The organism is Rhizobium sp. SRI_017 (genome assembly GCF_057586295.1).
Window position 1 is genome coordinate 196,826 of the sequence record NZ_JBYCZP010000009.1, and the last position, 26,417, is coordinate 223,242.

At 61.1% G+C, this 26,417-nt stretch carries 25 protein-coding genes and 1 tRNA gene; 16 read left to right on the forward strand and 10 right to left on the reverse strand.

Annotation, left to right across the window (positions count from 1 at the left end; all coding sequences use genetic code 11):
* Positions 1–77: 77 nt before the first annotated feature.
* Entirely contained in the window at positions 78–656 is a 579-nt protein-coding gene (locus tag AC2YI2_RS20635) for a hypothetical protein (RefSeq protein WP_487388369.1), read from the reverse strand.
* Here AC2YI2_RS20635 and AC2YI2_RS20640 point away from each other — a divergent pair.
* The 6 genes from AC2YI2_RS20640 to AC2YI2_RS20665 all read left to right on the forward strand — a co-directional run bounded on the left by AC2YI2_RS20640 (position 643) and on the right by AC2YI2_RS20665 (position 6,805).
* Complete coding sequence (locus AC2YI2_RS20640) at positions 643–2,490, forward strand: beta-1,6-N-acetylglucosaminyltransferase (RefSeq protein ID WP_487388370.1); 1,848 nt, start codon at positions 643–645, stop codon at positions 2,488–2,490. The genes AC2YI2_RS20635 and AC2YI2_RS20640 overlap by 14 nt on opposite strands.
* Complete coding sequence (locus AC2YI2_RS20645) at positions 2,487–3,488, forward strand: glycosyltransferase family 2 protein (protein WP_487388371.1); 1,002 nt, start codon at positions 2,487–2,489, stop codon at positions 3,486–3,488. The genes AC2YI2_RS20640 and AC2YI2_RS20645 overlap by 4 nt, the downstream gene beginning before the upstream one ends.
* 1 nt (position 3,489) lies before the next feature.
* Entirely contained in the window at positions 3,490–4,458 is a 969-nt protein-coding gene (locus AC2YI2_RS20650; protein WP_487388372.1) for a hypothetical protein, read from the forward strand.
* 65 nt (positions 4,459–4,523) lie between these two features.
* Positions 4,524–5,360, forward strand: a complete 837-nt coding sequence (locus AC2YI2_RS20655) for a sulfotransferase (RefSeq protein WP_487388373.1) — start codon at positions 4,524–4,526, stop codon at positions 5,358–5,360.
* Between the two features lie 30 nt (positions 5,361–5,390).
* Positions 5,391–6,107 carry a sulfotransferase family 2 domain-containing protein gene (locus tag AC2YI2_RS20660; protein ID WP_487388374.1) on the forward strand — a complete coding sequence of 239 codons (717 nt, stop codon included), beginning with the start codon at positions 5,391–5,393 and terminating at the stop codon, positions 6,105–6,107.
* Complete coding sequence (locus AC2YI2_RS20665) at positions 6,104–6,805, forward strand: sulfotransferase family protein (protein WP_487388375.1); 702 nt, start codon at positions 6,104–6,106, stop codon at positions 6,803–6,805. The genes AC2YI2_RS20660 and AC2YI2_RS20665 overlap by 4 nt, the downstream gene beginning before the upstream one ends.
* Positions 6,806–6,820: 15 nt before the next feature.
* Here the strand turns inward: AC2YI2_RS20665 and AC2YI2_RS20670 are convergent, their stop codons facing one another.
* Positions 6,821–7,672 carry a hypothetical protein gene (locus AC2YI2_RS20670; protein ID WP_487388376.1) on the reverse strand — a complete coding sequence of 284 codons (852 nt, stop codon included), beginning with the start codon at positions 7,670–7,672 and terminating at the stop codon, positions 6,821–6,823.
* Positions 7,673–7,751: 79 nt separating this feature from the next.
* Entirely contained in the window at positions 7,752–9,200 is a 1,449-nt protein-coding gene (locus tag AC2YI2_RS20675) for a hypothetical protein (protein ID WP_487388377.1), read from the reverse strand.
* A 280-nt stretch (positions 9,201–9,480) separates the two neighbouring features.
* Here AC2YI2_RS20675 and AC2YI2_RS20680 point away from each other — a divergent pair, with 280 nt between their 5' ends.
* The 4 genes from AC2YI2_RS20680 (at position 9,481) to AC2YI2_RS20695 (ending at position 13,176) form a co-directional block, all read left to right on the forward strand.
* Complete coding sequence (locus tag AC2YI2_RS20680; protein WP_487388378.1) at positions 9,481–11,442, forward strand: KpsE/RkpR family capsule polysaccharide export protein; 1,962 nt, start codon at positions 9,481–9,483, stop codon at positions 11,440–11,442.
* Positions 11,443–11,456: 14 nt separating this feature from the next.
* Positions 11,457–12,296: an ABC transporter permease gene (locus tag AC2YI2_RS20685; RefSeq protein WP_487388379.1), complete on the forward strand. Its 840-nt coding sequence runs from the start codon at positions 11,457–11,459 to the stop codon at positions 12,294–12,296.
* Positions 12,293–12,967, forward strand: coding sequence for an ABC transporter ATP-binding protein (locus tag AC2YI2_RS20690; protein WP_487388380.1), 675 nt, complete (start codon positions 12,293–12,295; stop codon positions 12,965–12,967). Before AC2YI2_RS20685 ends, AC2YI2_RS20690 begins: the two co-directional genes overlap by 4 nt.
* 132 nt (positions 12,968–13,099) lie before the next feature.
* Positions 13,100–13,176, forward strand: a tRNA-Pro gene (locus tag AC2YI2_RS20695).
* A 148-nt stretch (positions 13,177–13,324) separates the two neighbouring features.
* Here AC2YI2_RS20695 and AC2YI2_RS20700 read toward each other — a convergent pair.
* Together AC2YI2_RS20700 and AC2YI2_RS20705 are read right to left on the reverse strand one after the other, a co-directional pair.
* A complete protein-coding gene (locus AC2YI2_RS20700; protein WP_487388381.1) occupies positions 13,325–13,768 on the reverse strand; it encodes an SRPBCC family protein in 444 nt (147 codons plus the stop codon).
* Positions 13,769–13,885: 117 nt separating this feature from the next.
* Positions 13,886–14,269, reverse strand: a complete 384-nt coding sequence (locus AC2YI2_RS20705; protein ID WP_487388382.1) for a DUF3307 domain-containing protein — start codon at positions 14,267–14,269, stop codon at positions 13,886–13,888.
* 222 nt (positions 14,270–14,491) lie between these two features.
* Here AC2YI2_RS20705 and AC2YI2_RS20710 point away from each other — a divergent pair, with 222 nt between their 5' ends.
* Positions 14,492–15,211: a sulfotransferase family 2 domain-containing protein gene (locus AC2YI2_RS20710; RefSeq protein ID WP_487388383.1), complete on the forward strand. Its 720-nt coding sequence runs from the start codon at positions 14,492–14,494 to the stop codon at positions 15,209–15,211.
* Positions 15,212–15,229: 18 nt separating this feature from the next.
* Here the strand turns inward: AC2YI2_RS20710 and AC2YI2_RS20715 are convergent, their stop codons facing one another.
* Together AC2YI2_RS20715 and AC2YI2_RS20720 are read right to left on the reverse strand one after the other, a co-directional pair.
* On the reverse strand, positions 15,230–16,603 hold the full coding sequence (locus AC2YI2_RS20715; protein WP_487388384.1) for an FAD-containing oxidoreductase: 1,374 nt from the start codon (positions 16,601–16,603) through the stop codon (positions 15,230–15,232).
* Complete coding sequence (locus tag AC2YI2_RS20720; RefSeq protein ID WP_487388385.1) at positions 16,600–17,061, reverse strand: DUF4126 family protein; 462 nt, start codon at positions 17,059–17,061, stop codon at positions 16,600–16,602. The genes AC2YI2_RS20715 and AC2YI2_RS20720 overlap by 4 nt, the downstream gene beginning before the upstream one ends.
* Before the next feature lie 269 nt (positions 17,062–17,330).
* On the opposite strand from AC2YI2_RS20720, the gene AC2YI2_RS20725 reads away from it, so the two are divergent.
* The 4 genes from AC2YI2_RS20725 (at position 17,331) to AC2YI2_RS20740 (ending at position 22,099) form a co-directional block, all read left to right on the forward strand.
* Positions 17,331–17,843: a hypothetical protein gene (locus AC2YI2_RS20725; protein WP_487388386.1), complete on the forward strand. Its 513-nt coding sequence runs from the start codon at positions 17,331–17,333 to the stop codon at positions 17,841–17,843.
* Positions 17,844–17,990: 147 nt separating this feature from the next.
* Positions 17,991–18,392, forward strand: a complete 402-nt coding sequence (locus tag AC2YI2_RS20730) for a DUF1236 domain-containing protein (RefSeq protein ID WP_487388387.1) — start codon at positions 17,991–17,993, stop codon at positions 18,390–18,392.
* A gap of 270 nt (positions 18,393–18,662) precedes the next feature.
* On the forward strand, positions 18,663–20,777 hold the full coding sequence (locus AC2YI2_RS20735; RefSeq protein WP_487388388.1) for a type I secretion system permease/ATPase: 2,115 nt from the start codon (positions 18,663–18,665) through the stop codon (positions 20,775–20,777).
* Positions 20,774–22,099 (forward strand): HlyD family type I secretion periplasmic adaptor subunit, encoded by a 1,326-nt coding sequence (locus AC2YI2_RS20740; RefSeq protein ID WP_487388389.1) that lies wholly within the window; start codon positions 20,774–20,776, stop codon positions 22,097–22,099. The genes AC2YI2_RS20735 and AC2YI2_RS20740 overlap by 4 nt, the downstream gene beginning before the upstream one ends.
* A gap of 78 nt (positions 22,100–22,177) precedes the next feature.
* On the opposite strand, the gene cysN is transcribed toward AC2YI2_RS20740, so the two are convergent.
* The 3 genes from cysN to AC2YI2_RS20755 all read right to left on the reverse strand — a co-directional run bounded on the left by cysN (position 22,178) and on the right by AC2YI2_RS20755 (position 25,569).
* Positions 22,178–23,653: a sulfate adenylyltransferase subunit CysN gene (gene cysN / locus AC2YI2_RS20745; RefSeq protein ID WP_487388390.1), complete on the reverse strand. Its 1,476-nt coding sequence runs from the start codon at positions 23,651–23,653 to the stop codon at positions 22,178–22,180.
* Complete coding sequence (cysD, locus tag AC2YI2_RS20750; protein WP_487388391.1) at positions 23,653–24,603, reverse strand: sulfate adenylyltransferase subunit CysD; 951 nt, start codon at positions 24,601–24,603, stop codon at positions 23,653–23,655. The genes cysN and cysD overlap by 1 nt, the downstream gene beginning before the upstream one ends.
* Before the next feature lie 216 nt (positions 24,604–24,819).
* Positions 24,820–25,569 carry a phosphoadenylyl-sulfate reductase gene (locus tag AC2YI2_RS20755; protein ID WP_487388392.1) on the reverse strand — a complete coding sequence of 250 codons (750 nt, stop codon included), beginning with the start codon at positions 25,567–25,569 and terminating at the stop codon, positions 24,820–24,822.
* 251 nt (positions 25,570–25,820) lie between these two features.
* On the opposite strand from AC2YI2_RS20755, the gene AC2YI2_RS20760 reads away from it, so the two are divergent.
* Positions 25,821–26,264, forward strand: coding sequence for an RrF2 family transcriptional regulator (locus AC2YI2_RS20760; RefSeq protein ID WP_487388393.1), 444 nt, complete (start codon positions 25,821–25,823; stop codon positions 26,262–26,264).
* Positions 26,265–26,417: the final 153 nt, after the last annotated feature.

Genomic DNA, 26,417 nt, shown 5'->3' on the forward strand with positions numbered 1-26,417 from the left:
TAGCGAGCGGTTGGCGGGCGCGATAGTCCCTGTTCGCCGGCGAATTGCTTCCCTGGGGGAACTGACTGGATTCGACGTCAGAGAAACTCTCCGGTACCACAAATGCTTTCGTCGCCATGTCTGGCGCGCCAATTGTTTCCGACTTCATTGCTCTTCAACTCAAATGTCCAACCTGTGCTCAAGTCAACGATCACAGTCATTTCCTCCTCCGTGTAGCTTACCTCCGCAACCCATTCCATGTGCTTGTGCTCCAGGACGAAGCGTCCATGCGGATCGTCGCCCAGTGTGGAATCGTGCGGGAAACCCGTGAAGACGCAATCAATCCTACCCGGCGGCGGCCAGTCGCCCTCGTGCCCGGCAAATAGCAGAAAGCCGATGTCATCGTCATCTGGTGTCCTAATGACAAAGCAGGTCACGTTGCCTCCTTCCCATCGCATTTTTGCGAGCAGCATATGTACCCCTCTAACGTCCCGGAGCCGCAATATAATCTTGCGACCGCGTTCGTGGGCGGCAACGCCCAGCGAAATCGCCACCTCATATTGCTTTCTCCCGCCGTCATGGCTAAACGCTTGCCCCCATGAGAACCCGGAAAGTCCCGCGGGGCGGATCAACCGGGCCGCTTGTCGAAGTCGATCGGTCCTGATGGCGAAAATCACGTTCATAATCCTGGCGCATGAAAATGCCGACCATGTCGCCGACCTTGCCAACCTGCTGACTGAATGGGATCCGCATGCCAATGCGGTGATCCACTACGACCTCAATGCGCCGGCCAAGCAGTATGAGCGGTTGAAGTCGCGGGTTGCGGATTCCAAGAAGATCTTCCTCGTCAAGGACCGGCTGAAATGCGGCTGGGGCAACTTCGCGCTTGTCGATGCGGTCGTGCGCGCGCTCCGCGTCATTCGCCGGGAGAAACTCGATTGCGATCGCGTGATGCTGATCTCGGGCGCCTGCATGCCGATCCGGCCGCTCAGGGAATTGTCGCAGTTCCTCGATGCTCATCCAAAGACTGAATTCATCGAAGCCTATGATTCCAACTGGATGATCGGCGGTCTTCGCAAGGAACGTTATCAGTACTGGCATTTCTTCAACCATCAGACCCACCAGAAGCTGTTCAACTGGCACTTCCAGCTGCAGCGGATGTTCTGGCCGAAGCGCCGTTTTCCGCGCGCGCTCGAGCCGCGTTTCGGGTCGCAGTGGTGGTGCCTGTCATGGAACCTTTGTGAGAAGATCCTGGACTATATCCAGAAGCATCCGCTGACCTATTTCTTCTTCTCGACGACCTGGATTCCGGACGAGCTCTACTTCCAGACCATGGCGTTCAAGTTCACGCATATCGACAATCTGGCGCGGCGGAACCTGACCTTCTTCCACTTCAACGACTGGGGCAAACCGATCGTGCTTCTCGATGACCATATCGAGATGATCAAGGACCTGCCCTTCTTCTTCGCCCGCAAGGTTTCATCGTCGGCGAAGAAGCTGCGCGCGCATCTGATCGACGTCGCCAAGCAACCCGCCCCGGCAGAACCGGTGAAGATCGATTTTTCCAAGCGCTTCGTCTTCCCCTACAAGGAAATGATCGCCGAGCTGCCCAAGGCCTCGCCACTGACGCCGGCGCTCTTCCAGCATCGCAATGCCGGTCTTTGGTCCGACGTCCTGGAAAACTGCCCCAAGAGCTTCGCAATTCTCTACGGGCCACCGAAGCTGGTTCGCCGGGCATCCGATGCCATCCGCAATGTGCCTGGGCTGACGGTGCTCGGTCGCGTGCTGCATCCGGCCAAGGTGGATTTCGGCCCCGGCGTGAAGGTGTTCCGCGGTCTGCACGCAGATGACGACCTGATCCGCGATTTCGACCGACCGTCCTACTTTACGCGCATCCTTGATCGCATCGATGACCTGCCGGTTATCGAAATCTGCCCGGGCGACGATCCCGCCGGCGAGATGGCGCTGATGCTGAGCCGCAACGCGATCGTGCTGCCCGTCATGCCCGAGCACGACAGCGACATCATGCGCCAGCTTTACTGGACGCTGACGATCGGCGGCGTTGGCGCCAGCAAGGCCGCAGCAGCGCCGGTGCAGAGCTTCCGCGCAATGGAAGCCGCGATCGAGGCGATCGTGCCGGCCGACTACCGGCTCCGCACCGAGGCCTATCTCAAGACGGCCAACATGACGGCCGAGACCTCTGCGGATGACTGGCAGACGGCGCTGCGTTTCCGTCATGGCGATGCCGTGCGGCCGCTGACCGAAAAGCTCGGTGCGATGGAACAGTCCGTCAATGCGATCAGCGTCGATGAAATGATCGCCGATCTGCCCGATGACTGGCGCCGTTCGGTCAGCACGCTGTCGGACCTGCATGCCCGCTGGCGGCTGCTGAAACTGAACTTTCCCGTGGCGCTCCCGGAGCTCTTCACCTCCGGGCTCGAACTGCAGTCCAATGCGCGTCACATCGGCAATTCCGAGCTGACCGAAGCCTCGCGGGGGGTGGGACAGTGAACGCGAACCAGATCCTCTCGATCGTTACCAACCAGTTCAGCTATCAGATGCGTCTCAGGCGCTTCGGCAAGCAATTAAAGCTGACGGTCGACCGCACCAAGGAAATCAAGAAGAGCGACGTGCTGCTCTTCATGTGCCTCAGGAACGAACTGTTCCGCCTGCCCTATTTCGTCGACTATTACCGCAAGCTCGGCGTCAACCACTTCCTTGTTATCGACAATGATTCCACCGACGGCTTCCAGGACTGGGCGAAACAGCAGCCTGATGTGAGCGTCTGGCATACGAAGGCCGGCTACAAGGCGTCGAATTTCGGCATGGAATGGTGCAATTTCCTTCTCAGGAAATATGGAACCGGCCATCTCTGCGTCACTGTCGATCCCGACGAATTCCTCGTCTATCCCTGCATGGAAAGCCGCAATCTCAAGGAACTCGGCGAGTATATGCGAATGGAGAAGCGCGAGGCCTTCCATGCCGTGATGCTGGATGCCTATTCCGACAAGCCACTCAACGAGACGGTCTACAAGTCGGGCGATAACCCTTGGGACGTCGCGCCGTTCTTCGACCGCGACGGCTATGTGCAGGTGGGCACGCGGGCGATGCCGACCTTTACCCGCGGCGGCCCGCGCATGCGGGTGCACAATCGCCGCGATCCGGCCAAGTCGCCGGCGCTCAACAAGATCCCTGTTGTCTGGTGGCGCTTTCATTTCCGCTATGTCAGCTCCATGCACGACATCAAGCCGATGCGACTGATGCGGGTGCAGGACCGGTTCAATCCGACACCGACGGGTGCGCTTTTCCATTTCAAGTTCTTCGCGAGCCTCAAGGACAAGGCGTCGGAGGAGATGAACCGCAAGGAGCATTTCTCCGGCGGTGCTGAATATGAGCGCTATGTGCGTGAGAACCGGGAAGTGCTCTACGAGGACGGCGTGAGCACGCGCTACGAGTCGCCTGAACAGCTTATCCATCTCGGCCTAATGTGCCGTGGGAACTGGCTCTAGCATGTTCTGGAAGAAGCGCGCGACACAGGGTGGCCGGCTGACGCTCCATGTCGGTATCCACCGTACGGGGACGACAGGGCTGCAGCGCGGGCTCGCCGCCAACCGCGACCGGCTGAAGGCACAGGGCAAGTGCTATCCCTTCAAGGGAACGAACCATCAGGACATCGCCTGGGGGCTTCATCGCGGCAAGATGAGCGGCAAGGGGTTGGTGAAACAGCTCGAGCCCTATATGGGCGAAAGCCATATCATCCTGAGCGGCGAGGACTTCTGCATCCACCGCGATCTCGAATGGCTCGCGCCGCTCAAGGAGATCTACGACGTCGAGGCGATCGTCTATCTGAGGCGGCAGGACCATTGGCTGATGAGCTGGTACAACCAGCATGTCAAATGGCCGTTCTCGAAGCGCCATTCGGTGATGACGCCGCAAGAATTCATGGGATGTCTCGATGAGTTCTATTGGCTCGACTTCGACAAGATGCTCGGGCTGTGGGGCGGTGCGCTCGGACGCGAAAAGGTCCATGTTCGCGTCATCGAGAAGGGCCAGGTAACGGATGCGATCGGCGATTTCTTTGCGCTTGTTGGCATTGACGGTTCGAAGCTCGAAATGACCGATGCGCTGCAGAATGACAGCCTGCCGACCGAGATGCTGGAGTATGTTCGGGCGGTCGGGATGTACGAGATCAAGAACCCGGAGCGGGTTGCGATCATCGAATTTCTGCAGGCTGCCGCAAAATCGGCAGGATGCAACGCCAAGACGCTTTATACTGCGGCCGAACGGCAGGCGATCCTCGACCGTTTCGCGGTGTCCAACGCCTCGGCGGCCAGGCACTGGTTCGGCCGCGAGGCACTCTTTCTCGAAAGCCCGCCCGACGATGGCGGGCTTTATGTCGAGGGCACACTTGCGGCGCGGGGCAATTATGGCGACCTGATGCGGCTCGCCGTCGGTGCGCTTGGCAGAGAACACAAATAACGCGGGCTACCCGCGCGGGACACAGATGGCGCGACGGCGCCGGCAGTGAGGTTTGAGGACGACATATGGCAATGCCTGACTTCATCGGGATCGGTGCACAGAAGGCCGGCACGACCTGGCTCTACGACATGCTGGCGCAGAATCCGTCAATCTGGTTGCCGCCGCTCAAGGAACTGCACTATTTCGACCGGCAGAACTCGACCGCCAAGCAGCGCGCGCGGCGCAGCGAGCATGTCGAGGGCCTTATCGAGCGGTTCGAACGCGGCAAGCCGCAGAAAGGGTCCCCCGGCGCCGACAAGATCGCGTTCCTGCGCACGCTGGTCGGAGACCACATGTTCTCGGACGCCTGGTACAAGTCGATCTTCGATCATCCGGATGCAAGGGAAAGGGTGACTGGAGAAATCACGCCGTCCTATCTCGAGCTCTCGCCCGAAGAGATGGAGAAGGTCGTCAGGGTGCTGCCGACAACCAAGTTCATCGCGATCATCCGCGAACCATTCGCGCGCAGCATGTCGCAGTTCAAGATGCTCGTCTCCCGATCCAAGACGGTGCCCCGGAAAGAGGCAGAATGGCAGAAGTTCATCGACTCGATAACGCGCCAGCTGCGTGGCGCCTACAGCTCCTCGATTCCCATCTGGCAATCCCGCTTCAGTGCGGACCGACTGCTTTTCCTGCCGTTCGGCATGCTCAAGACCGATCCGGTTGGCCTGCTGCACCAGGTCGAAGATTTTGTTGGCGCCAAGCGGTTCGACGACTATCAGGCTGTGACCGAACAGGTCCACAAGACGCGGGAGATCGAGGTGCCCGATTGGGTGGCCGATGCCATCAGGGAAATGACGAAACCGCAGGCGGACTACTTGATTGAGGCGTTCGGCGAAGAGTTCTACAACAAGACGCGTTGAGCGCCCGGCAAAAACACAGGCAGGTATCAGATGGATAAGTACGGAATGCTCCATATCGGCAAGACAGGTGGCACTGCCGCCAATGCCGTGCTCAAGGCGAACAACAAGTTGGGCGTGGGCGAATTCGTCAAGTGCTACAAGCACAGGACCGGCTTGAAGGACGTCGTCGCGGAGAAACTCTGCGAGCATGTGATGTTCTTCATCCGCGAGCCGGTGCAACGTTACATTTCTGCCTTCAACAGCCGCCTGCGCCAGGGTTGGCCACGTCACCACGGTGAATGGGGGCCGGGCGAGGTCGTCGCCTTCGGCCATTTCAAGACCCCAAATCAATTGGCCGAAGCGCTCAGCGATCCGGATCAGGAACGCCGCCAGCAGGCTCTCGACGCGATGATTGCCATCCGGCACCTCCGCAAGGCCTATCAACACTATCTGGGTTCGGTCGAGCTGCTGGAAAAAGAGAAGGACCGGATCTACTTCATCGCCTCCACCGAATCCTTCGACGGCGATTTCGGCTTGCTCAGATCGCTGCTCGGCGTCTCCCCTGAAATCGAACTGCCGACGGACGACTACGGCGCGCACCGCACCCCTGATGGCTTCGAGAAGACCGTTTCCGAACTCGGCCGCAAGAATGTCCAGGAATTCTACAAGACCGACTACGAGATCTACAATTGGTGCGTCAAAAGGCGCGAAGAACTTCTTCCCATCCGCCGTGCCGAGCTTGAAGCAAGGACGGCGACCGCCCAATGATCTTTCTTTATCACGCGCGGCTGGTGATCCTCAGCCAGCCGAAGACCGGAACGACGGCGCTCGACAATGCGCTGGCGCCGCGCGCCTCGATTACGGTCAACAATCCGCCGCAGCTCAAGCACATGCAGTACCGCAAATTCATGCGGTTCGTGGCGCCGTGGATCAAGGGCCAGGCCGGACTCGACCGCGCGGATTATGAGGTTGTTTCCGTGATGCGCGAGCCGGTCGACTGGCTCGGCAGCTGGTATCGCTACCGGACTCGCGATGCGCTAAAGGATGCCAGCAACAAGAAGCAGCGCGGCAACTATACCGGCAATGTGAGCTTCGAGGAATTCGTCGGTGAGGTGCTCAAGCCCAAGGCAGAGCGGCAAAGCTTTGCCAGTCTCGGTAGCCCCTGCGGCGTCGCGCTCCGCGGTGATGGCGGCATCGGCTGTGACAGGATCTATCCCTATGAAGATCTCTCCGGACTCTATCAGCTCATCGAGGAGCGCACCAAGAAGCCGATCGAGCTCGCCAAGATGAATGTTTCGCCCGAGGGCGACATGACGCTTTTGCCCGAAACCCGGGCCAAGCTGATGGCAGAATGGGCCTTTGCGTTCGACCTGCATTCGAGCCTGAAGCGCGATGGCAGCCTCGATCCCCGCTTCAAGATCGCAGGCGAAGGCGGCGAGGACGACGAGGACGCCGTGGTGGCGTAGGGCCACCACCCCATATCAACCGATAAAGGCAACTTGCGGAAACCGCGCGGCGATGGTTGCCAGATCGGCCTTGAATTGCGCCCGCATCTTCTCCTTGGTGTCCTGTTGGTGCGGATCGAAGGCGGGATATTGATCGCCCTTCGGCAGGTTGCGCGCGATCGGGTTGATCAGTTTCTTCATTTCGGCATGGCTGAGCGCGCCGCTGAGCGCCCCAAAGGCGCGGACGGCGACTTCTGAGAAGGATTCGCGCACTGGGCCTTCCGGATTGTGGAAGATATCGGGATCGAAGCCGAGCATGGCCTGAAACACGTCTTTCTCGGTCTTGCGGAAATTGGCGAAGTCCCAGACGCTGAGCTTGGCCTCCGGAACGGCGGCGACGATGTCTTCGATGATCCTGACCCAGCTGAAGCCGGATTTCTCGTAGATCTCGAGATAGTTCTCGAATTTGAGGAACTCGCGGTGCCTGATGTATTCACTGTACATCGAGACGGTGAAGCCGGAATATTCTCGCAGTGCGAGATAAATCTCAGGCCTCGAATTGCCGAGCAGCTGGCAGGCGCGTGCAAGCCGGTCGCGAGCGCGGATGTAATATTGTCCCTCGCGCACGAGATCACCCGGTACGCCCATGATATTCTCCTCCGAGACGAGGACATTCATGCCCCTGGCGGTGCCGCGGAGTTCACGGATCCATTCGCTCTCGCGCGTCACGCCTTCGTTGAGCAACGGCGTGAATTCCTTGCGGAAGATGTCGAGGGGATCGTAGTGGATGTTGCGCCGGTTCAGGAGGTCGACATTGAGCGCCAGCTTCTTCTGCATGTAGGAAGTGGCGGTCTTGTGTGCACCGATGTGCATGATCATGCGCGGCATGGATGAACCCGTGTTGAGCCCGGCGGGCGAATGAGGCGTTTCGATTAATACGGCCTCGGGCCGATAGCAAGCCGGACGCTCAATAACCGGTGATCCAGCGGCGGATGCGGACGAGAATCGGTGATTTCTTCTTCCGGACCGGCCGGGTCTTCTTGTCCTTCACCAGCACCTGCTCGCGGCCGAAACTGGCGAAGAGCGGAGCGCCAGCGTCCTGTGCCGGGGGAATGATGCCGGAGGCAAGGCGCGGCAGGCCGGGAAGCTTGACCTCCTGCCAATAGGTCATGAGGGCGCGCCCCGCTGGATTGGCGATGATGTGTACCGTGCCGGAGGCGACAACATCGCCGTCCTTACCGCGAAAAGCAACGCCCGCGGCTTCGTCCGGTTCCTGCAGCCAGAATATGTGCGCGGCCGGCGGAAGATGCGGCGTGAGATCGCCGGCATTTCCCGTAAGGGATGGCGCGATCAGCACGCGATTGATCCCGGCAAGCTGAAGCTTCCAGAGCCGTTTGCCGGCCTGGAGGTAGCTGCGCGCGCGGATCGCGCGGTAACCCGCACTCATCGGCAGAAGCTGGCGCAGCAGCGCGAGATCGCGCTCGCTGCGATAGACGACCAGCCATTTTCCGCCGTCGCCGGCAAGATGGGCGAGCGGCATGGGTTGGTCGCCCGACCTGTCGAATCGCTTCATCACCCGCTTGAGCAGGCGGAAATTTCGACCGGGTCGGAAATAGCCCTTTTCCATGCGCCGCGGGTGCCAGAGATGGACGAGGTGGACACCCGACGGCAGGAGGTCGAGGCCATAGAGCGCAAAGAACGGGCGGAAACCCCAGAACTGCCTAACGTTGTTGTCCTTGTAGTCGGTGAAGTAGTCGTGCGGCCGCGGGCCTTTCGGCGCGAGCGTCGCCAGCCGGTGGAGCAGGTCGTAATCCTCGGCACCATGGCCGGTGAAGCGCGGATCGTGGCCGCCGACCGAGAGATAATGGTGGCGGTTCACCACCATCGCCGAACTGCCATAGGCGACCGACTGGATGCGGAAGCGATCAGCTTCCAGCGCCTCGACCGTGAGGCCGCCGGCAAAGGGTTTTGCTTCATCAGACGCGGCGAGCCATTCGCTGGTCCCCTCCTCCGTGAGGAACAGCACCGGTACGCAGAAGAAATCGAAGAGATTCTCCGGCATCCTGCGCCGCATGGCCTCAGCGTGGATCGCGCGGTACATCGCTTCGGTGCCGAAAAAATCGATGTCGTTGAAGATCACGACCGGCGATGTTGCCATCTGTACGCCGAAATCGCGCGCCTGACCGATCGAGAAGAGCGGATGCGGCGATGGATGGCGGACGACACGGATGCCCTTCGCCTCTGCCGCATCCAGCGGGCCGCGGTGCTCCGGCGGCGTGCCGTAGTCGGAGATCAGGATCTCGAACAGGTCCTGCGGCACTGCTTCGCAGATGCGAGACAGTCGCAGCTCCCCTTCGTAGGTGGCGCCGGTCAGCCGGATCGGTATGATCAGCGCGATCTTCTCGGTGATTTCCATGCGTTCGGGGCCGTTCCGGTCGGGGGCATGCTGTCGAAATTCCCTCTACACGAAATCCGTGTTGGCGTAAGCCGGAATGTGCCACCGTTCACGCTCCGACCGTTTCTGTAATTAAATTCATATTGTTGGCACATTGCATTTATAATAGATTGCGACGCGGTAGAGGGGCGCAATCTGCGAAATGCTATCGTTTCACGCATGGTGCCCCAGCTCTAAAAATCCTGCTGGCGGGTCGCGGGCGACTGGCCCCAAATGAATGCCCTTGTAACGGAAATTCAAATTGGACACCCCACTTTCTTCTATTCTCCGCCCCGGTCCGGCGGCCCCTGACAATGATGAGAGCCGGCGCGAGACGCCGGCCGAAGGCGGCGATGCGAATGCGCGCCCCTTCGACAATCAGGCAGTGTTGCGCCCCTTCCCGGACGAGCGGCCACTGACCCGGAGTATTCAGGATCCCGATGCGGCCGCACGTGCAGCCCTCGAGGCGTCGCCGACGGTGCGCCAGCCGCAGGACGTCAGGCCGGTCGCACAGCAGCCGCAACTCACCCGGCCAGTCGGATACCAGCCACAGGACGTGCGACCCGGCTATCAGCCGCAGGAGGCACGGGTTACAGGATCCTACCAGCCGCAGGAGCCGCGACAGTCCTTCCAGCAACTCGCCGAAGCGCGCGCTGCGACCTATCAGCCGCAGACGTCCCAGCCGGCCGTCGAACAACCGCAAGCCAATCGCGCCGCGCCACAGCAGCCGGTCGCCAATGACGACATTTTTGCGGGCCTCGAGGCCGCGGCACTCCGCGACATCGGCGCGGAACTCCCCCGACAGACGCCCGATAGTGACGATGCGCCGCCGGCCAGGGAACGACGCCAGGGCCGGCAGAACAAGGGCGAGAAAGCCGAGGGCGCCAACAACAAGGCCAGCAAGGGCGAACTCACCAAGAGCGACCGCCAGGAAAAGCGCGCCGAAAGACTGAAGCGCCAGGAAGCCAAGGGCAAGAGCAATGATGGCGCCTCGCTGCCGGCAACGACAACCGGACGCGTGGTCGAAGCGCGATCCGAAAAACCCATGCGCAAGCGCGACAAGGGTGCCAAGACCAGTACCGCTGCCCCGCGCGAATGGGGCATTCCCTGGACGGCCATCTCCTTCCTGCTGATGGTGCTGATCCCGGCGGCGATCGCCACTTTCTACTACGTGTTCCTCGCCAGCCCGCAATATCAGGTCGAAACCCAGTTCGCCGTGCGCGGCTCCAGCCAATCGTCGATGTCGACGATGGGCCTTCCAAGCATTCTGGGCGGTACGACGACGCAGACCGGCGATTCCTACATCGTCGCCAGCTATGTCGAATCGCTGCAGCTGATTCGGGATGTCCAGCAGGAACTCGGCATCGATCTCCGGCAGTTCTACACCCGGGATCACATTGACTGGCTCTACCGCATCGAGCCGGACATGCCGCTCGAAAAGTTCACCGAATACTGGCGCGACATGACCGACGTGAGCTTCAATGCCACGACCGGGAACACCACGCTCTATGTCTACGGCTTCACCGCCGAGGATTCCAAGGCGATCGCGGATGCCGTGCTCAAAGTATCCGAGCGGCTGGTGAATCAGCTGTCCGAGTCCAACCGGCAGCAGGTCATGCAGGTTGCCTCCAAGCAGGTCGACCGCGCCGAAGAGCGGCTTCGGAAGGTTCAGGCGGAGATGCGTAAGCTGCGCATCGATGAGCAGATAACCGATCCCACCGCATTGGTCACGCTGCAGACCGAAATGACACGGACCCTGCAGGGCAATCTGAGCGCGCTCGAAACCCGCCTTAGCGCGCTGCTGAAGTCGGTCAGTCCGGATGCACCCCAGGCCAAGACATTGCGGAAGCAGATTGAAGCTGCGAAAGCGACCCTTTCCGAGCATGAGGCAAAGCTCGGCAATGCCAGCGGAAAGAACCCAAAGGACTTGTCGCCGGAAGAAAAGGCCAATCTGGCGGAAGTCCTCAACAAGTTCGAAGAACTGACGATCGAGCAGAATTTCGGCACGCAGGCCTATACGACAGCGCTCGCCGCTTTTGAAACGGCCATTGTCGAGGCGCAGCGGCAAGAACGCTACTTCGCGACTTTCGTGGCACCGACACGGCCGGAGATTGCGCTCTACCCATTGCGCTATCTCGACAGCTTCATCGCATTCCTCGTGCTGCTCGCGGCCTGGATGGCGACGCAGTTCCTCTATCGATCCTTCCGCGACCACGCAATCTAATCGACGGGAAGACGATGGCGAACGCCCAGACGATCAGCGCAAGCGATACGATATGGCGCGGTGCCGTCATGAACGGCCGCGTCCTCATCGCTCTCATCTTCCGTGAGGCCGCAGTCCGCTTTGGCGCGAGCCCCTATGCCTATGTCTGGACACTCGTCGAGCCGACCCTGCTCGTCGGCATCATGCTGCTGCTGCGCGTCTACGTGAAGCACTATAGCCCGGCCTTCGGCGACAGCTCGACGCTCTTCCTTCTGACGGGGCTGATCACCTTCCGAATGACGCGAAATACGATCAACAAGTCGGGCAAGGCGATCTCCGGCAACAGCTCGCTTTTCGGCTTCGGCGCCGTAAAGCCGCCTGATGTGGTGATCGCGCGCGTGATCGTGGAATTCACGATCTGGATGATCGTGCTGACGATCTTCTTCACCGCCGTCGCCCGTATCCTGCAGATCGAGGTGGTTACAAATTTCCAGGATTTCGTGCTGGCGCTGTGCTCGATCTTCTATTTCTGCGTGGCCATGAGCATGTTCAATGCGACGGTCGGTGCGCTGGTGTCGATCTACCGCACGCTCTGGAAGATCGCGACCTTGCCTCTGCTGTTTGCGTCTGGCGTGCTCTATATGCCCTCCTCAATGCCGCCCGAAGTGCAGGCGATTATCGTCTGGAACCCGTTCCTGCACTGCGTGGAGGCGCTGCGTTCCACGTCCTATCTGGATTACATGTCGCTCTACGATCCGGTCTATCTGCACACTTTCGCGACGATCGTCCTGCTGTTGTCCCTCGCGGTCGAGCGTCTGTTCCGCAAGGAAATCATCCGCGCCAAGGGCGATGACGACGACGAGGACGAGATATGATCCGCTTCAACAATGCCGGGAAGGCATTTCGGAGCCGTCGCAACAGAGAACAACTCACCTGGCCGATCCGAAACCTCACCGCGACGATCGAGCGTGGCGAGAGCACGGCGATCCTGGCGATAGAAGGCGCCGGCAAGAGCACGCTGATCGGTCTCGTCGCCGGGACGGAAAACCCGACAGAGGGAGAGATCATCCGCTCCGGGCATATCTCCTGGCCGGCCAGTTTTCGCGGCATGATCAACATGCGCATGACCGCGCGGCAGAATCTTCGATTCCTCTGCGATACCTACGGACACGACTTTCGTGCGGCTCATGACTTCGTGCAGGAATTTGCCGAGCTCGGCCGCTACATGGATCTGATCGTCAAGCAATGCAGCAACGAACAGCGTCACCGTCTGGCGATCGCGGTGCTGTTTGCCATGAACTTCGATTTCATCCTGGTCGATGATACGTTCGAAGCCGGCGATGGCCATTTCCGCCGGCGTATCCATGAATTCGTCGAAGACAATTCCGACAGGATTACGTTTTTCATGGCTACCAGCAGCGCGCGCCTGGCGGAGCGCTATTGCAAGCGCGTCGGCATCCTGGCCGACGGCGCCGTGACCTTCTACGATTCCATGGAAGAGGGTGTCGACGTCTTCCGTCGCATGAAGACGGATGAGGAATACTGAACACCGGCGCCCAAGCCCCGGATTTCCGTGTCATTTTCGCTTTTCCCGTTCGGCCGCCGCATCAGAATTTTTTCTCCGAAAACCGCTTGTGGAATGCGGAGGCCTGGTCTATAGAACCCCCCGTCGGCAAATCGGAGTGTAGCGCAGCCTGGTAGCGCACCTCGTTCGGGACGAGGGGGTCGGATGTTCGAATCATCTCACTCCGACCAGCCGATCCAATTGCAAAAATTGGACAAGTTCCCGCTCATCACATGCTCTGAAAATCATGCCGCGTGATACGACCACTCACGCGGTCGCGGGAGATCAGGCAGGCCGCCAGGCCGTTGCCAAGCGCCCCGCGATTGGGCTGCACTTGCACTATTCTTGGATATCCGGTTCGACCAGCTTTTGCAGGTTTCGCAGCGATTCCTGCCAGCCGAGATAGCAGGCCTCGCGCGGGATGAGGTCCGGTATGCCCGACTGGCTGATCTCGACCTCGGTGCCGACGGAGACCTTCATAAGGCTCACGACGACTTCCATTTCGCCCGGCAGGTTCGGGTCGTCGAATGTATCGGTGTAGCGAAGGCGCTGGCCGGGGACGAGTTCGTGATATTCGCCGCCGAAGGAATGGCTGCTGCCGGTCGTGAAATTCCGGAACGACATCCTGAACTTGCCGCCGACAGTCGGTTCGAACTGGTGCACGGTGCAGGTGAAGCCGTTGGGCGGAAGCCATTTGGCCAGGGCGTCGGCCTCCAGGAATGCGCGATAGATCTTCTCGGGGCTGGTCGGGATAACGCGATGCAGTTTGATGGTGCTGGGCATTGTCTTGATCCTCTTGAAGGAAGTGGTTGGACAAAGACACGACGAGCGGCCTGTCGTCGATCCGACAGCCGGCTGACCTTTTTTGTCGAGTGAATTTTCGCAGAGCGCGTGAAGGCGCTACGGCATCAGCGATCGCATGGCGATGAAGAGGATGGCCGAATAGGTCAGATGATGCACGAGCTGGTCGGCGCCATGCAGGGCCCAGAAGCGCGCGGAGCTCGGCGATTGCGGGCGCATCCGGGCCTGCAGCGCTTTCAGATGGTCCACGGTAAAATGGATTGCGAACTCGGCCGCGAGCAGAAGCACAACGAGGCCGCCGCTCAGCCCGACATAGATCAGTGCGGGTGCCGTGCCGAGCACATGGATGCCGGCATGGATATAGCCGCCGGGCTGGTCGAAGTGACCTTTGCCGGAAATGATCCATGGCGTCTGGAGCAGGTAATCGGCCGCAAAATGCTTGATCTGCAGCCATACCAGCAAGCCAATGAGTAGACCTTCCATGATCGCCTTTCATCCGATGCGCTCAAAGCAATATGGAACGCGGCTCGCGAGGCCGCAAGTCCACCCGACGTCGCGTCAGACGATCATACGCATGTATAACGAGGGTCGCTCGGAGGGCGTGCATCTGTAACTTGACCGCCGCACTTGAATTCCCCGGCTTTTCATCGCAAATAGCGGCTCCGGCAACATAGCCGCCCGTTGTCTCACGCAGTATCGGACGCAATGATCGTATCCCACCAGCATAAGCTCATCTTCATCAAGCCCCGCAAGGTGGCCGGCACATCCTTCGAGATCGCACTGGCGAAGTTCTGCTCGGAAGGCGATATCATCACGCCGATCTCACGCAATGACGAGGAGATCCGTCAGAAGCTGGGCTTCATCGGGCCGCGCAACTTCAATTTCGGGCTGGTCGACCTGTTTTCCAAGGACAAGGAGGCCGAGGTCTTCAAGCGACCGCTGCCGCTCAAATTCTACAATCATATTCCGGCCAAGCGCGCCCGCGCGCGGCTGCCGGCGAATGTCTGGCGCGACTATCGCAAGGTTTCACTCGTGCGCAATCCTTGGGACCGCGCCGTCTCGATCTTCTTCTGGAAGAACACGAAGAAGGACAAGAAGCCGAAACTCAAGAACTTCACGAGCTACTTCAAGGAGAAGCCCTTTCTCCTTGAAATCAATTATCCCAACTACATGATCGACGGTCAGGATATCGTCGATACCTATATCCGCTACGAGCATTTCGAAGAGGATATCCTGAAGCTCGAAGCCGAAGTGCCGGGCATGGCGACACTATGGGATACGTTCAAGGGCATCAATGCCAAGAGCGAGACCCGCGACCGCGAGGTCACGACCGCGCAGATCTTCAAGCGTCACCCCGAGGTGAATGCCCAGATCGAGAAGCTCAACAAGTGGGAAATCGACAAGTTCAGCTACAGCTTGAGCTAAGCCGAACCTTGTCGTCAATCAGACTGGCTTGAGATCGCCGACCAGCGTCGGGATCAGCTCGGAGACGGTCGGGTGGATCGGCACCGCCCATTGCAGGAGCCGATAGTCGTTCTTGCCGTTCATGACATCGAGAATACCATGGATCGCCTCGTCCCCCTCAATGCCGAGGATCGCCGCGCCGAGGATTTCCCGCGTCTCGGCATCCGCGACCATGGTCATAAGGCCCTTGGTCTCGTCGCGCTCGACAGCCCGGCCGACGCGGTCCATCGGGCGCTGCGACACCATGATCTTGCGGCCGCTCGCTCGCGCTTCCCGCTCCGTCATACCAACCCGGCCGAGCGGCGGATCGATGTAGAGCGCATAGCCCGGGATGCGGCTCGACACCTTCCGGTCGCCACCCTCGAGGAGGTTTGCAGCCAGGATTTCAAAGTCGTTATACGATGTGTGGGTGAACGCGCCGCGGCCATTGCAGTCACCGAGCGCCCAGATACCTTCCACATTGGTCTGAAGCTGGTCGTCGACCTTGATGAAGCCGTGGGAGTCCGCTTCGATGCCGGCAGCATCGAGGCCGAGGTCGTCGGTGTTCGGCGTGCGGCCCATGGCGATGAGGACATGGCTGCCGATCACTTCAGGCGCACCGGCGGTGCAGTCGACGGAAACGGCGAGGTCGTCTCCATGGCGCGCGAAGGCAATGCAACTCGCATTGGTGCGGATGGCTATGCCCTCGTCCGTCAAGATCTGCTCGATCGCCTGGGAAATCGCCTCGTCCTCGCGCGGCAGCAGATGCGGCTTGCGCTCGACGACCGTCACCTCGGAACCGAAGCGGCGATACATCTGGGCGAATTCCAGCCCGATATAGGAGCCGCCGACGATGACGAGATGCCTGGGCACGAAATCAACATCGAGGATCGTCGTGGAGGTGAGATAATGGATGTCGTCAATGCCCGGCAGGTCGGGCCGTGAGGGGCGTCCGCCGACATTGATGAAGATCTGCGGCGCGGTGATCTCCTCCCCGTGGACCGTCAGAACGCGCGGCGCGGTGAAGTGCGCGGCGCTGCGGTAGATGTGGAGGTTCGGGAAGCTGCCAAGCCAGTCCTCGATGCCCTGGCGGGAATCGTGGATGACCTTCTTGGCTCGCGCCTTGACGCGCGGCATATCCATGCGCGGCTGGGCGTCGATCACCACCCCGAAGTCATAGGCGCGGAAGGCCATGTGGCCGGCACGCGCGGAGGCGACGAGCGTCTTGGTCGGCTTGCAGCCGGCATTGACGCAGGTGCCGCCGAGGAATTTTCGCTCGACCAGTGCGACCTCCCTGCCCTCGGCAGCGAGCCGCCCGGCGAGCGGTGCGCCAGCCTGGCCGGCGCCGATTATGATGGCGTCATAACTCTTCATGCCACGCCCCAGACGATAAGCAGAGCGCCGATGACCGCCACGACATCTTCGGTGAGCGCTGCCGGTAGATCCCGTCCGAACATCGCGCCGAGCCGGCCACGTACGGCCGCGCCGCCATAGGTGCCGATGACGGCGCCGACAACGCCGGCGACAAGACCGACGATGAGCATGCCGCCGGCCGCACCGAGCGAAGCGCCAGCCAGGGCGCCCATGATGACGCGGGCCGCGAACTGCGGCGGAACCTTGCGGCTTGGCGTGTTCGGCAGCTTGTCATTGATCAGTTCGGCCAGGGCGAGCACGGTGAAAATCCAAGGCGTCCAGCTGTAGCCCATGAAGGCGAGCGGCGTCTGGGAGAGATCGATCCAGCCGAGATAGGCGCCCCAGCTCACGGCTGCGGGCGCGCTCATGGCGCGGAGACCGGCAATGACGCCGATGAGAAGTGCTGCGAGAATAGACATGGTGCCCCCAATTCGCGATGGCGCCAGCGTTCGCGACCTGACGCGCTAGTAAAACGGAAAACGTTCCCGGCTTACCGACGAAGCCGGCAGGCAATAGAATAATGCAACAATATGGTTGCAACATCCCGGCAAAGGGTTGGGCGGTTGCGGGATCAACATCCCTTGCCGCCTGACTTTTGTCAATTCATCGCCGCCGGCCACGCGGCATTTCGATGAACAGGCCGCCCTCGAACGTCGAAGACTGCGAAACGGGACATCAGGAGTTCTCCATGCTTCGATATATGCAAGCCGCCGTGCTGGCAGCCGCCATCATCACCGCGCCCCAGGCCGTGGCGCAATGCAGCGACAAGCGGGCGATCTGGACGCACGAGATGGGTGACATAAAGCATGTCGTCTTCGGCACCGAAGGCGTCAATTATGGCAGCAAGATCTATTTCGAGGAGTGGCGCGCCGGCAAACTCGCCTGGCGCGGCGGCGGCGAAGTGACCTGCTCCAACGGTGCCAGTACCTGCTACGGACTGATCCGCGATCACGCCGGGGACGAAACCACGACTGATGTCGTGCTCGAACAGATCGACGAGAACCAGGACAGCATCGCCGACTGGGTGATCTTCGCCGGACTGAGCCAGGCGCTCTGGTACAGCGAGGGTCTCGAGGTGGAATGGTTCAACGGTTTCAAGCGGGAAGATCCGTCGGACCGGATCCAGGCTTCGAACATCTACAAACTGTCAGGATGCCGTGAGAAGGATGAGCTGACGCTCTCCGGCAATCCGCCGAATTGAAGGAAGCGCCCCGTCGCACTGGCAGGCGGCCCCGTCTCTCCGCCTCACGAATCGTTTCAACTTTCACCGGGAGTGTAGGAACTATCCCGAAAAGGTGACGTTTGGCCGACGTGACTAAGATGAAACAACAGAAAAAGGAGCTTCGAGATGAAGAAGACAATCCTCGCGGCCACCTGCGTGGCCTTCACCGCTCTTACTGCCAATGCCTATGCTGATGACGACGCTGCCATCACCACTGGCGTGGGCGGCGCCGTGACCGGCGCATTCATTGGCGGTCCTGTCGGCGCTGTCGTCGGTGCCGTGCTTGGCGTCACCGCCGGCGCTGCGATCAACCCGCCCCCGCGTGAGGTCGTGACCTATGTCGAGGAACAGCCTGTTCCGCAGACGAGGATCGTGGTCCGGGAGCGCGTCAAGGTCGGCACCACGCTGCCGGAGACTGTCATCATCGAACGCGTGCCGGACAACGAAAAATACGCCTACGCCTTCGTCAACGACCAGCGTGTGATCATCGAGCCTCGCAGCCGCAAGGTGATCAAGATCATTCAATAACAGCAACGGCGGACGGGCACCGAGTCCGTTCGCCGTTTCCTGTCCTCGCACGGACAGGCCCTGACGCTCCGATAGTGCGGCTGCGTTGAAAAATCGCAGCCGCTCTTACCAAGAATTGCCGCGACGGTTTCGCCTGTGCTATTGATTAATGACAGCAATCAGAGTTAATGCGCAGCAACCATTGCGTCGATTTGGCAATGCGTCGGAATATCCGACGTCGCCGGTTCGTCACTGTGTTGTCAGGTAACATCGAGTTCAAAGAGGCTGATTTTGGCGGCCCCCAGAAGTAGTGGCGCGGACGAGCTGCGCGCGGCCCTAAATGAGAGCCGTGCGGCCTTCATCGCGATCGGCATTTTCTCATTTTTCGTCAACCTGCTCGTGCTGACCGGCTCGATCTATTCGTTGCAGATCTATGACCGCGTGTTGACCAGCCGGTCGGAGCCGACCCTTGTCGTGCTGACGGGCCTCTTGATTGCGTTGTTTATTATCATGGGCGTACTCGACCACATGCGTGGTCGTATCTCAGCGCGCATCGGTGCGCGTTTCCAAGCCAAGTTGGAAATGCGTGTGTTCCGCATTGCCATCGACCGGACGATGCTGGCCTCGCAGGGCATCAACGCTTCGACGGCACTGCGCGATCTCGATTCTGTTCAGCGCACGCTGGCGTCTCCGGCGGTGTTCTCGATTTTCGATATTCCCTGGACCCCGGTCTTCATCGTCATTATTTTCATCTTCCACCCGCTCTTGGGCGTGGTCGGTGTCGTCGGGGGACTGATCCTGGTATCGCTGACCTGGCTCAACCAGAACGGCACCAAGGCGGATCAGGAAAAGGCGCTCAATTCGACCCGGTTGTCCGAGGAAATGACGACCACGCTGCAGCGCGAGGCCGATACCGTGCGCGCGCTCGGCATGCGCGGGTCGACGGCCGAGCGCTGGAAAAGCCTGCGCGAGGGCTCGCTTCTCAGCAATATCCATTACAGCGACCAGAACGGCTTCTATTCCACGACATCAAGGCAATTCCGCATCTTCCTCCAGTCAGCCATTCTCGGCGTTGGCGCCTGGCTCGCGATCCAGGGGCACATCAGCGCCGGTGCGATGCTGGCGAGCTCGATCATCATCGGCCGCGCACTGGCGCCGATCGAGCAGCTGATCGCGCAGTGGTCGCTGATCCAGCGCGCCATGCAGGGCTGGAAGGGTCTTGCGGCCATTCTCGACCGCATCCCGCCGGAGCCGGCGCGCACGACGCTGCCCAAGCCGCGCGCGATACTCGAAGTGCAGAATATCTCGGTCGTGCCGCCCGGCGAGCGCATGCCGACTCTGCGCAATCTTTCCTTCGAACTGAAGCCCGGCCAGGCTCTCGGCGTCATCGGTCAGTCTGGTTCTGGCAAGTCCACCCTCGCCCGCGTGCTGACAGGTGTCTGGCCGATCCAGGCCGGCCGCGTCCGTCTCGACGGCGCCTCGATCGAACAGTATGGCGTCGACGACCTTGCCAACTATGTCGGTTATCTGCCGCAGGACGTGGCGCTGTTCGAAGGCACGATCGCCGAAAACATCTCAAGGCTGGCACTGGAGCCGGACTCCGAACGCGTCGTCGCCGCCGCACAGAAAGCTGCGGCACACGACCTCGTGCTCAAGCTGCCCAACGGTTACGACACCAAGCTTCCGGCACAAGGCCAGCGTCTCTCGGGCGGTCAGAAGCAGCGTATCGGCCTCGCGCGCGCGCTCTATGGCGACCCGGTCCTGCTGGTGCTGGACGAGCCCAATGCCAATCTCGACGCTGAAGGCTCGATGGCGCTCAATGTCGCCATTCGCAACGCCAAGAAGGAGGGCCGCTCGGTCGTCATCATGGCGCACAGGCCGGCAGCGATCGAGGAATGCGACCTGATCCTGATCCTCGAAGGCGGCAACCGCGTGGCTTTCGGTCCGCGTGACGAGGTGCTCAAGCAGCATCTGCGAAACTTCCAGCAGATCGGCAATACCGGCGGACAGGGTCCGCAGTCGCCGGCCGCGGGCGCGCATCTCACGCCCCCTCCGACTCCTCCGGGTCAGGGCGGCGGCGGTACGACTGCCATTCCCGGGCCGCCGGCCGCGATTTCCGGCCCGCCGCCTGCCACCCGCACCCCCACTAACCCGACCCCTGCCCCGCCCAAGGCCTTGCCCGGCGCCCTGCCGGGCCTTCTCGGGACCGGCCTCCTCACGGGTGGTTTCACACCCCCGTCGGGCGGCACACCCAAGAAGCCGACCGACGGCCCGACAGAGACCACCGGTGACGCGCCGACGGATGCGACAGCCGAGACGTCCGGCGCTGACCAACAGGACGGTACGGAAACGACCGAAAAGCCCCGGGACGATGTCGCCCGTTCCGATGACGGGAGCAAGACTTGACTGCCGAACTTCCTGCCCCGAACTCCAAGAATCTCTGGAGCATGCGCCGGTATGTCATTACCGGCTTCCTGACTGTTTTCATTCTCGTCTTCGGCTTCGGCGCCTGGTCGGTCTTCACCCAGATGGCCGGCGCAGTGGTCGGCATCGGCGTGGTCGAGGTCGAGACCAAGCGACAGGTCGTGCAGCATGCCGTCGGCGGCGTGGTCGGCAAGATCCTCGCCAAGGAAGGCCAGGAGGTGGAGGCCGGCGATACGCTGGTCGTGTTCGACGACACCTTCGACCGTGCCGAGCTGAGCGTGATCGAAAGCCAGCTGTTTCCAATGCTCGGTTCCCGCGGACGCCTTCTCGCCGAACAGGACGACTCGCCGGAACCGCAATTCGACCCCGAACTCCTGGAACGGGCGAAGACAAATGCGACCGAAGCCGCGATCGTCAAGACGCAGACCGAGTTGCTCAAGGCGCGACGCCTCACCCGTGATCAGCAGATCAACCAGCTCAAGGAACGGCAGACGCAGGTCAACAAGCAGATCGAGGGTCTTAGGTCGCGCATCGTGGGCCTCGACGAGCAGGTCGCGCTCATCGAGGGCGATCTTGAGGGTCAACGCGAACTTCTGAAGAAGGGTCTGACCCAGCGTACCCGCGTGACGTCGCTCGAGCGTGACCTGTCCCAGGCCAAGGGCAACAAGGAAGAGGCCAACGCTTCCATCGCCGAGAGCAAGGCGAAAATCGCCGAGATCCAGCTCGCGCTGATCAATGTCAGCTCGCAGATGCGCGAGGAAGCGATCAAGGAACTCAACGAGACCGAGGCCCGCGTCGCCGAACTCCGTGAACGCCGCAATTCGATCCTCGAAACGCTGTCGCGCATCGAGGTGAAAGCCCCGATGAGCGGCAGGGTGTTCAACTCGATGGTCCACGCCGTTCGCCAGGTGGTGCGCGCAGCCGAACCGATCATGGAAATCGTGCCTGGTGACGTGAAGCTCGTCGTCTCGGTGCAGGTGCCGCCGGGGCAGATCGACCAGATCCATGTCGGGCAGAAAGCCGTGCTCAGGTTCGAGACCTTCGACCGCCGCCATACGCCTGACCTCCAAGGCACTGTTAAGCGCCTGTCGGCCGACATCATCACCAATGAGCGTACCGGCCAGAGCTATTACACCGTCCAGGTCACCATCAATCCGGGTGAAGAGAAGTTCCTGGGCCCGACCGCCGAGATCCTGCCCGGCATGCCGGTCGAGGCCTTCATCCAGACGACCGAGCGCACGCCGTTCGATTATCTCGTACGGCCGCTGACAACCTATTTCGGCAAGTCGATGTTGGAGCGGTAAGACCGGCCACGCCCATCACGAGAAAAAGGGGCTCCGCGCGGGAGCCCCTTTTGATTCCTGGACGATGAAGTCGTCCGCCTAGCCGTCGAGGCCGTCGATCAGCTTCTGCACCCGGCCTGCCGTCGAGCGACGGATCTCGACCTCATCGCGGCGTGCCGAGAAGAGCGGGCTTGCCATGATCTGGTCGGCGAGGTCTGCCGGGAGCGAGAGGACCACACGGGCGTCTTCGCCGTGGATCGAGGAGACGGCGCTGCGACGGCCGGTGATCATGCCGCCGGCCACCGTGTTGTTGGTGTCGGGGTCGATGAGTATGAAGGCACCGGTCGAGCGGTTCTGCTCGTAGGTATCGAAGACCGCCTGTTCGTCGAAGGCAAGGCTGACCTTGCCGATGGCGTTCATCGGCAGGCTTTCGGTGCCGTTCCAGCTGCCCGACTTGAGATCGAGCTGCAGCTTCGGTTCGACCACGACCCGTTGGCGGCGCGAGCCGGACTTCAGCCAGTAGCGCTTGCCGGGCTCGATGCCATCGGGCTGCAGCGCGACGAGCTGGGCGTCGAAGGCGAGGCCCGTCATCGGCTGGCCGTCGATCGAGACGATCATGTCGCCGCGCGAGACGTCGACCTGGCGGTCGAGTACCAGCGTCACAGCGTCGCCTGCGACGGCGGCGTTGCGCACGAGGTCGAAGGTGACGATCTTGGAGACGTTCGCCACCATGCCGGACGGAAGGATCAGCACGGAATCGCCCGGCTTCACGGCGCCGCCGGAAATGGTGCCCTGATAGCCGCGAAAACTCTCGCCGGGGCGCGAGACGCGCTGGACGCTCATGCGGAAACCAGATGTCTGCGCCGAGCGGACAAGCGCCTTTTCCAGCGTCTCGACGATGGTCGGGCCTTCATACCAGGGCATGTTGGCGCGGCCGTCATAGACGATGTTCTCGCCCTTGAGGGCGGAGACCGGGATCGCCGTGATCTTGCTGACGCCGAGCGAAAGCGCCAGTTCCTTGAAATCATGGGTGATCTCGTCGAAGCGGGCCTTTGAATAGTCGACCAGATCGATCTTGTTGACGGCCAGCACGAACTGGCGGATGCCCATCAGTGAGGCGATGGTCGCGTGCCGGCGGGTCTGCTCCAGCAGACCCGCGCGGGCATCGACCAACAGCACGGCGAGGTCGGCCGTGGAGGCACCGGTCGCCATGTTGCGGGTATATTGCTCGTGGCCGGGGGTGTCGGCAACGATGAAGGCGCGGCGATCGGTGGCGAAGTAGCGATAGGCGACGTCGATAGTGATGCCCTGCTCGCGCTCGGCCTGCAGACCGTCAAGCAGCAGCGCGAAGTCGGGCAGGCCGAGATCGTTCTGCTTGCCGGAATCGCGGCGGAGCGACGCAGCCTGGTCTTCCTTGACCGCCTTGGTGTCCCAGAGCAGTCTTCCGATCAGCGTCGACTTGCCGTCATCGACCGAGCCGCAAGTGATGAGGCGGAGCGGGCGAGAGTCACGGGCCGCTCGGACGGCATCGAGGGCGACGGATGTCGCCTCGGCGAGATTGGACGGAGCAGTCATCAGAAATATCCTTCGCGCTTCTTCTTTTCCATCGATCCGGCCTGGTCGCGGTCGATCGCGCGGCCCTGACGTTCGGAGACGGTGGCGGTTTCGAGTTCGTCGATGATTTCGTCGAGCGTCGATGCGGTCGAGCGGATCGCACCGGTGAGCGGGAAGCAACCCAGCGTGCGGAAGCGGATGATTTCATTCCGCTTGACCTCACCCGGCAACAATTCCAGGCGCTCGTCCTCGGCAAGGATCATCATGCCGTCGCGCTCGACGACCGGGCGTTCGGCGGAGAAATAGAGCGGCACGATCGGAATGTTCTCGGCCTGGATATAGCGCCAGATATCGACTTCGGTCCAATTCGACAGCGGAAAGGCGCGGACGCTCTCTCCCTGGCGGATCTGGCCGTTATAGACGTTCCAGAGTTCCGGGCGCTGATTGCGCGGGTCCCATTTATGGTCCGGCGTGCGGAAGGAATAGATGCGCTCCTTGGCGCGCGAGGCTTCCTCGTCGCGGCGGGCGCCGCCGAAGGCCGCGTCATATTTGCCCATGTCGAGCGCCTGGCGCAGCGCCTCGGTCTTCATGATGTCCGTATAGAGCGCCGAGCCATGGCTGAACGGCGTGACGCCTTCGGACTTGCCGCGCGGGTTGGTATAGGCGACGAGGTCGAGATCGTAGTCGGCCACGGTCTTGTCGCGGAAGGCGATCATCTCCTTGAACTTCCAGCCCGTGTCGATGTGGAGCAGCGGGAACGGCACGCGGCCGGGATAGAAGGCCTTGCGGGCGAGGTGCAGCAGGACGGAGGAGTCCTTGCCGATGGAATAGAGCATCACCGGACGCTCGAACTCGCCGGCGACCTCGCGGAAGATGTGAATGGCTTCGTTTTCCAGCGCCTTGAGATGTGGGTCGAGAGGCGGACGGGCCGCGGCGTCGCGGCTATGGGGATCGAATTCTGAATGTGACATTTTTGGTCTTTCCTGTGGCGCCCCCTCATCCGACCCTTCGGGCCACCTTCTCCCCGCTGGGGAGAAGAGGGAGTGTGCCGCCGCCGCTGCGCCCTCTTACGAGAACAACAGATGCGGCAACGTTTCATGATGCCGGCCAAAGCTTGCCTCCCCTCTTCTCCCCAGCGGGGAGAAGGTGGCCCGGAGGGCCGGATGAGGGGGGTGGCCGTAAGCCTCTTAAAGCTCGCTCGACTCCAACGACGGGAGAGCTGCTTCCGGCACATGCAGGCCGCATTCGCGCTTTTCGTCGTTCTCCCACCACCAGCGGCCGGCACGCTCGGATTCACCGGGCTTGATGGCGCGGGTGCAGGGTTCGCAACCGATCGAGGGGAAGCCGCGGGCATGCAGAGGGTTGATCGGAACCGCCTGGTCGGCGACCAGCTTGTTAATGCGGTCGATGTCCCAATCGGCGAGCGGGTTGAGCTTGATCAGGTTCCGTTCGGCATCATATTCGGCGAAGGGCGTGTCAGCCCGGTTGCCGGACTGGCCGCGCCGGAGACCGGTGATCCAGACCGTTGCACCCGTCAAGGCCCGCGCAAGCGGCTTGACCTTGCGGACGCCGCAACAGGCGTGGCGGGCTTCGACACTGTCATAGAAACCGTTCAGGCCGTATTGCGCTGCATAGGCATCGATATCGGCCTTCTCAGGATAGAAGCGGCGAATATCGATGCCGTAGCGTTCCTCGGTGTCCGCTATCAGCTTCATCGTCTCGGGGAAGAGGCGACCGGTTTCGAGCGTGACGACATCGATGTCATAGCGATGCTCGCCGATGACATGGGTGATCACCTGATCTTCGATGCCCAGCGAAGTGGTGAAGACGACGCGGCCGCCGAGACTTGCAGCGAGCGACAGCCGACCGGCGAGGTCGAGCGCGGCCATCTGCTCGTTCAGCGACTGTGCTTCGGTCGGCAGATTGATCATGTTCATTTGAATGTCCTGCAATTTAGGTTGGACGGAGTATCGCAGGAGCGGGCGACAAGTGACAGGAATTGCGTTCTCCCCATCCGGCGAAAGCAGAGCAAATATCTCTCGCATGTCCGGCATAGGCGAAACGCTCTTACAAAGCCGAAAGAGACGCGATTTCTGGAGGATAGGTCGCCGTAAAACAGCCTTTATTCACAGTGCATGGCCAATATGGGTTAAACTTCGACAAGAATCACGAGTTTCAGGCGTTCGGAATGATCTCTCAGAAGGCGAAATATGCGCTCCGCGCACTAGCGGCGCTTGCGAGGGCTGACAGCAGACGGCCGATGCTGATCGCCGAGATCGCCGAGCAGCAGAATATCCCGAAGAAATTCCTCGAGCAGATTCTCCTCGAATTGAAACATCGGGGCCTGGTGATATCCAAGCGCGGCAAGGAGGGCGGCTATCTGCTGCTCAAGCCGCCGAGCGAGATCACCTTCGGCGAGATCCTACGTATGATCGACGGGCCGATTGCGCCCCTACCCTGCCTGTCGCACACCGCCTATCGAAAGTGCGACGACTGTCCGTCCGAGCAGGAATGCGAAATCCGCCACGTGTTCTTCCGGGTCGCCGAGGCGACGCGCGACGTGCTTTTCTCCGCCACAATCGCCGATACGCTCAACGAGAAGAATCGGGCGGCGGTGATGCTCGCCGGCTGAGCCGGTTACGCGCGAGCGAAAACGTTTTACAGCGCGGTTCATACGACCGTCTTCGCGAAACATCATTCCCGATTTTTTTGTTTTTGCGGAACCTAATTCCGATTCTGCGATTTACAACAGCCGGAACGCACCCCAAAATCAGGGTTAGCGTGG

Excerpts from the sequence above, each read along its gene's own strand:
- cysN (WP_487388390.1), bottom strand. The coding sequence starts at position 23,653 with ATGACTGCTCCGTCCAATCTCGCCGAGGCGACATCCGTCGCCCTCGAT.
- AC2YI2_RS20655 (WP_487388373.1), top strand. The coding sequence starts at position 4,524 with ATGGCAATGCCTGACTTCATCGGGATCGGTGCACAGAAGGCCGGCACG.
- AC2YI2_RS20710 (WP_487388383.1), top strand. The coding sequence starts at position 14,492 with ATGATCGTATCCCACCAGCATAAGCTCATCTTCATCAAGCCCCGCAAG.
- AC2YI2_RS20755 (WP_487388392.1), bottom strand. The coding sequence starts at position 25,569 with ATGAACATGATCAATCTGCCGACCGAAGCACAGTCGCTGAACGAGCAG.
- AC2YI2_RS20685 (WP_487388379.1), top strand. The coding sequence starts at position 11,457 with ATGGCGAACGCCCAGACGATCAGCGCAAGCGATACGATATGGCGCGGT.
- AC2YI2_RS20660 (WP_487388374.1), top strand. The coding sequence starts at position 5,391 with ATGGATAAGTACGGAATGCTCCATATCGGCAAGACAGGTGGCACTGCC.
- cysD (WP_487388391.1), bottom strand. The coding sequence starts at position 24,603 with ATGTCACATTCAGAATTCGATCCCCATAGCCGCGACGCCGCGGCCCGT.
- AC2YI2_RS20640 (WP_487388370.1), top strand. The coding sequence starts at position 643 with ATGGCGAAAATCACGTTCATAATCCTGGCGCATGAAAATGCCGACCAT.
- AC2YI2_RS20665 (WP_487388375.1), top strand. The coding sequence starts at position 6,104 with ATGATCTTTCTTTATCACGCGCGGCTGGTGATCCTCAGCCAGCCGAAG.
- AC2YI2_RS20760 (WP_487388393.1), top strand. The coding sequence starts at position 25,821 with ATGATCTCTCAGAAGGCGAAATATGCGCTCCGCGCACTAGCGGCGCTT.
- AC2YI2_RS20700 (WP_487388381.1), bottom strand. The coding sequence starts at position 13,768 with ATGCCCAGCACCATCAAACTGCATCGCGTTATCCCGACCAGCCCCGAG.
- AC2YI2_RS20725 (WP_487388386.1), top strand. The coding sequence starts at position 17,331 with ATGCTTCGATATATGCAAGCCGCCGTGCTGGCAGCCGCCATCATCACC.
- AC2YI2_RS20705 (WP_487388382.1), bottom strand. The coding sequence starts at position 14,269 with ATGGAAGGTCTACTCATTGGCTTGCTGGTATGGCTGCAGATCAAGCAT.
- AC2YI2_RS20730 (WP_487388387.1), top strand. The coding sequence starts at position 17,991 with ATGAAGAAGACAATCCTCGCGGCCACCTGCGTGGCCTTCACCGCTCTT.
- AC2YI2_RS20670 (WP_487388376.1), bottom strand. The coding sequence starts at position 7,672 with ATGCCGCGCATGATCATGCACATCGGTGCACACAAGACCGCCACTTCC.
- AC2YI2_RS20715 (WP_487388384.1), bottom strand. The coding sequence starts at position 16,603 with ATGAAGAGTTATGACGCCATCATAATCGGCGCCGGCCAGGCTGGCGCA.
- AC2YI2_RS20675 (WP_487388377.1), bottom strand. The coding sequence starts at position 9,200 with ATGGAAATCACCGAGAAGATCGCGCTGATCATACCGATCCGGCTGACC.
- AC2YI2_RS20720 (WP_487388385.1), bottom strand. The coding sequence starts at position 17,061 with ATGTCTATTCTCGCAGCACTTCTCATCGGCGTCATTGCCGGTCTCCGC.
- AC2YI2_RS20690 (WP_487388380.1), top strand. The coding sequence starts at position 12,293 with ATGATCCGCTTCAACAATGCCGGGAAGGCATTTCGGAGCCGTCGCAAC.
- AC2YI2_RS20650 (WP_487388372.1), top strand. The coding sequence starts at position 3,490 with ATGTTCTGGAAGAAGCGCGCGACACAGGGTGGCCGGCTGACGCTCCAT.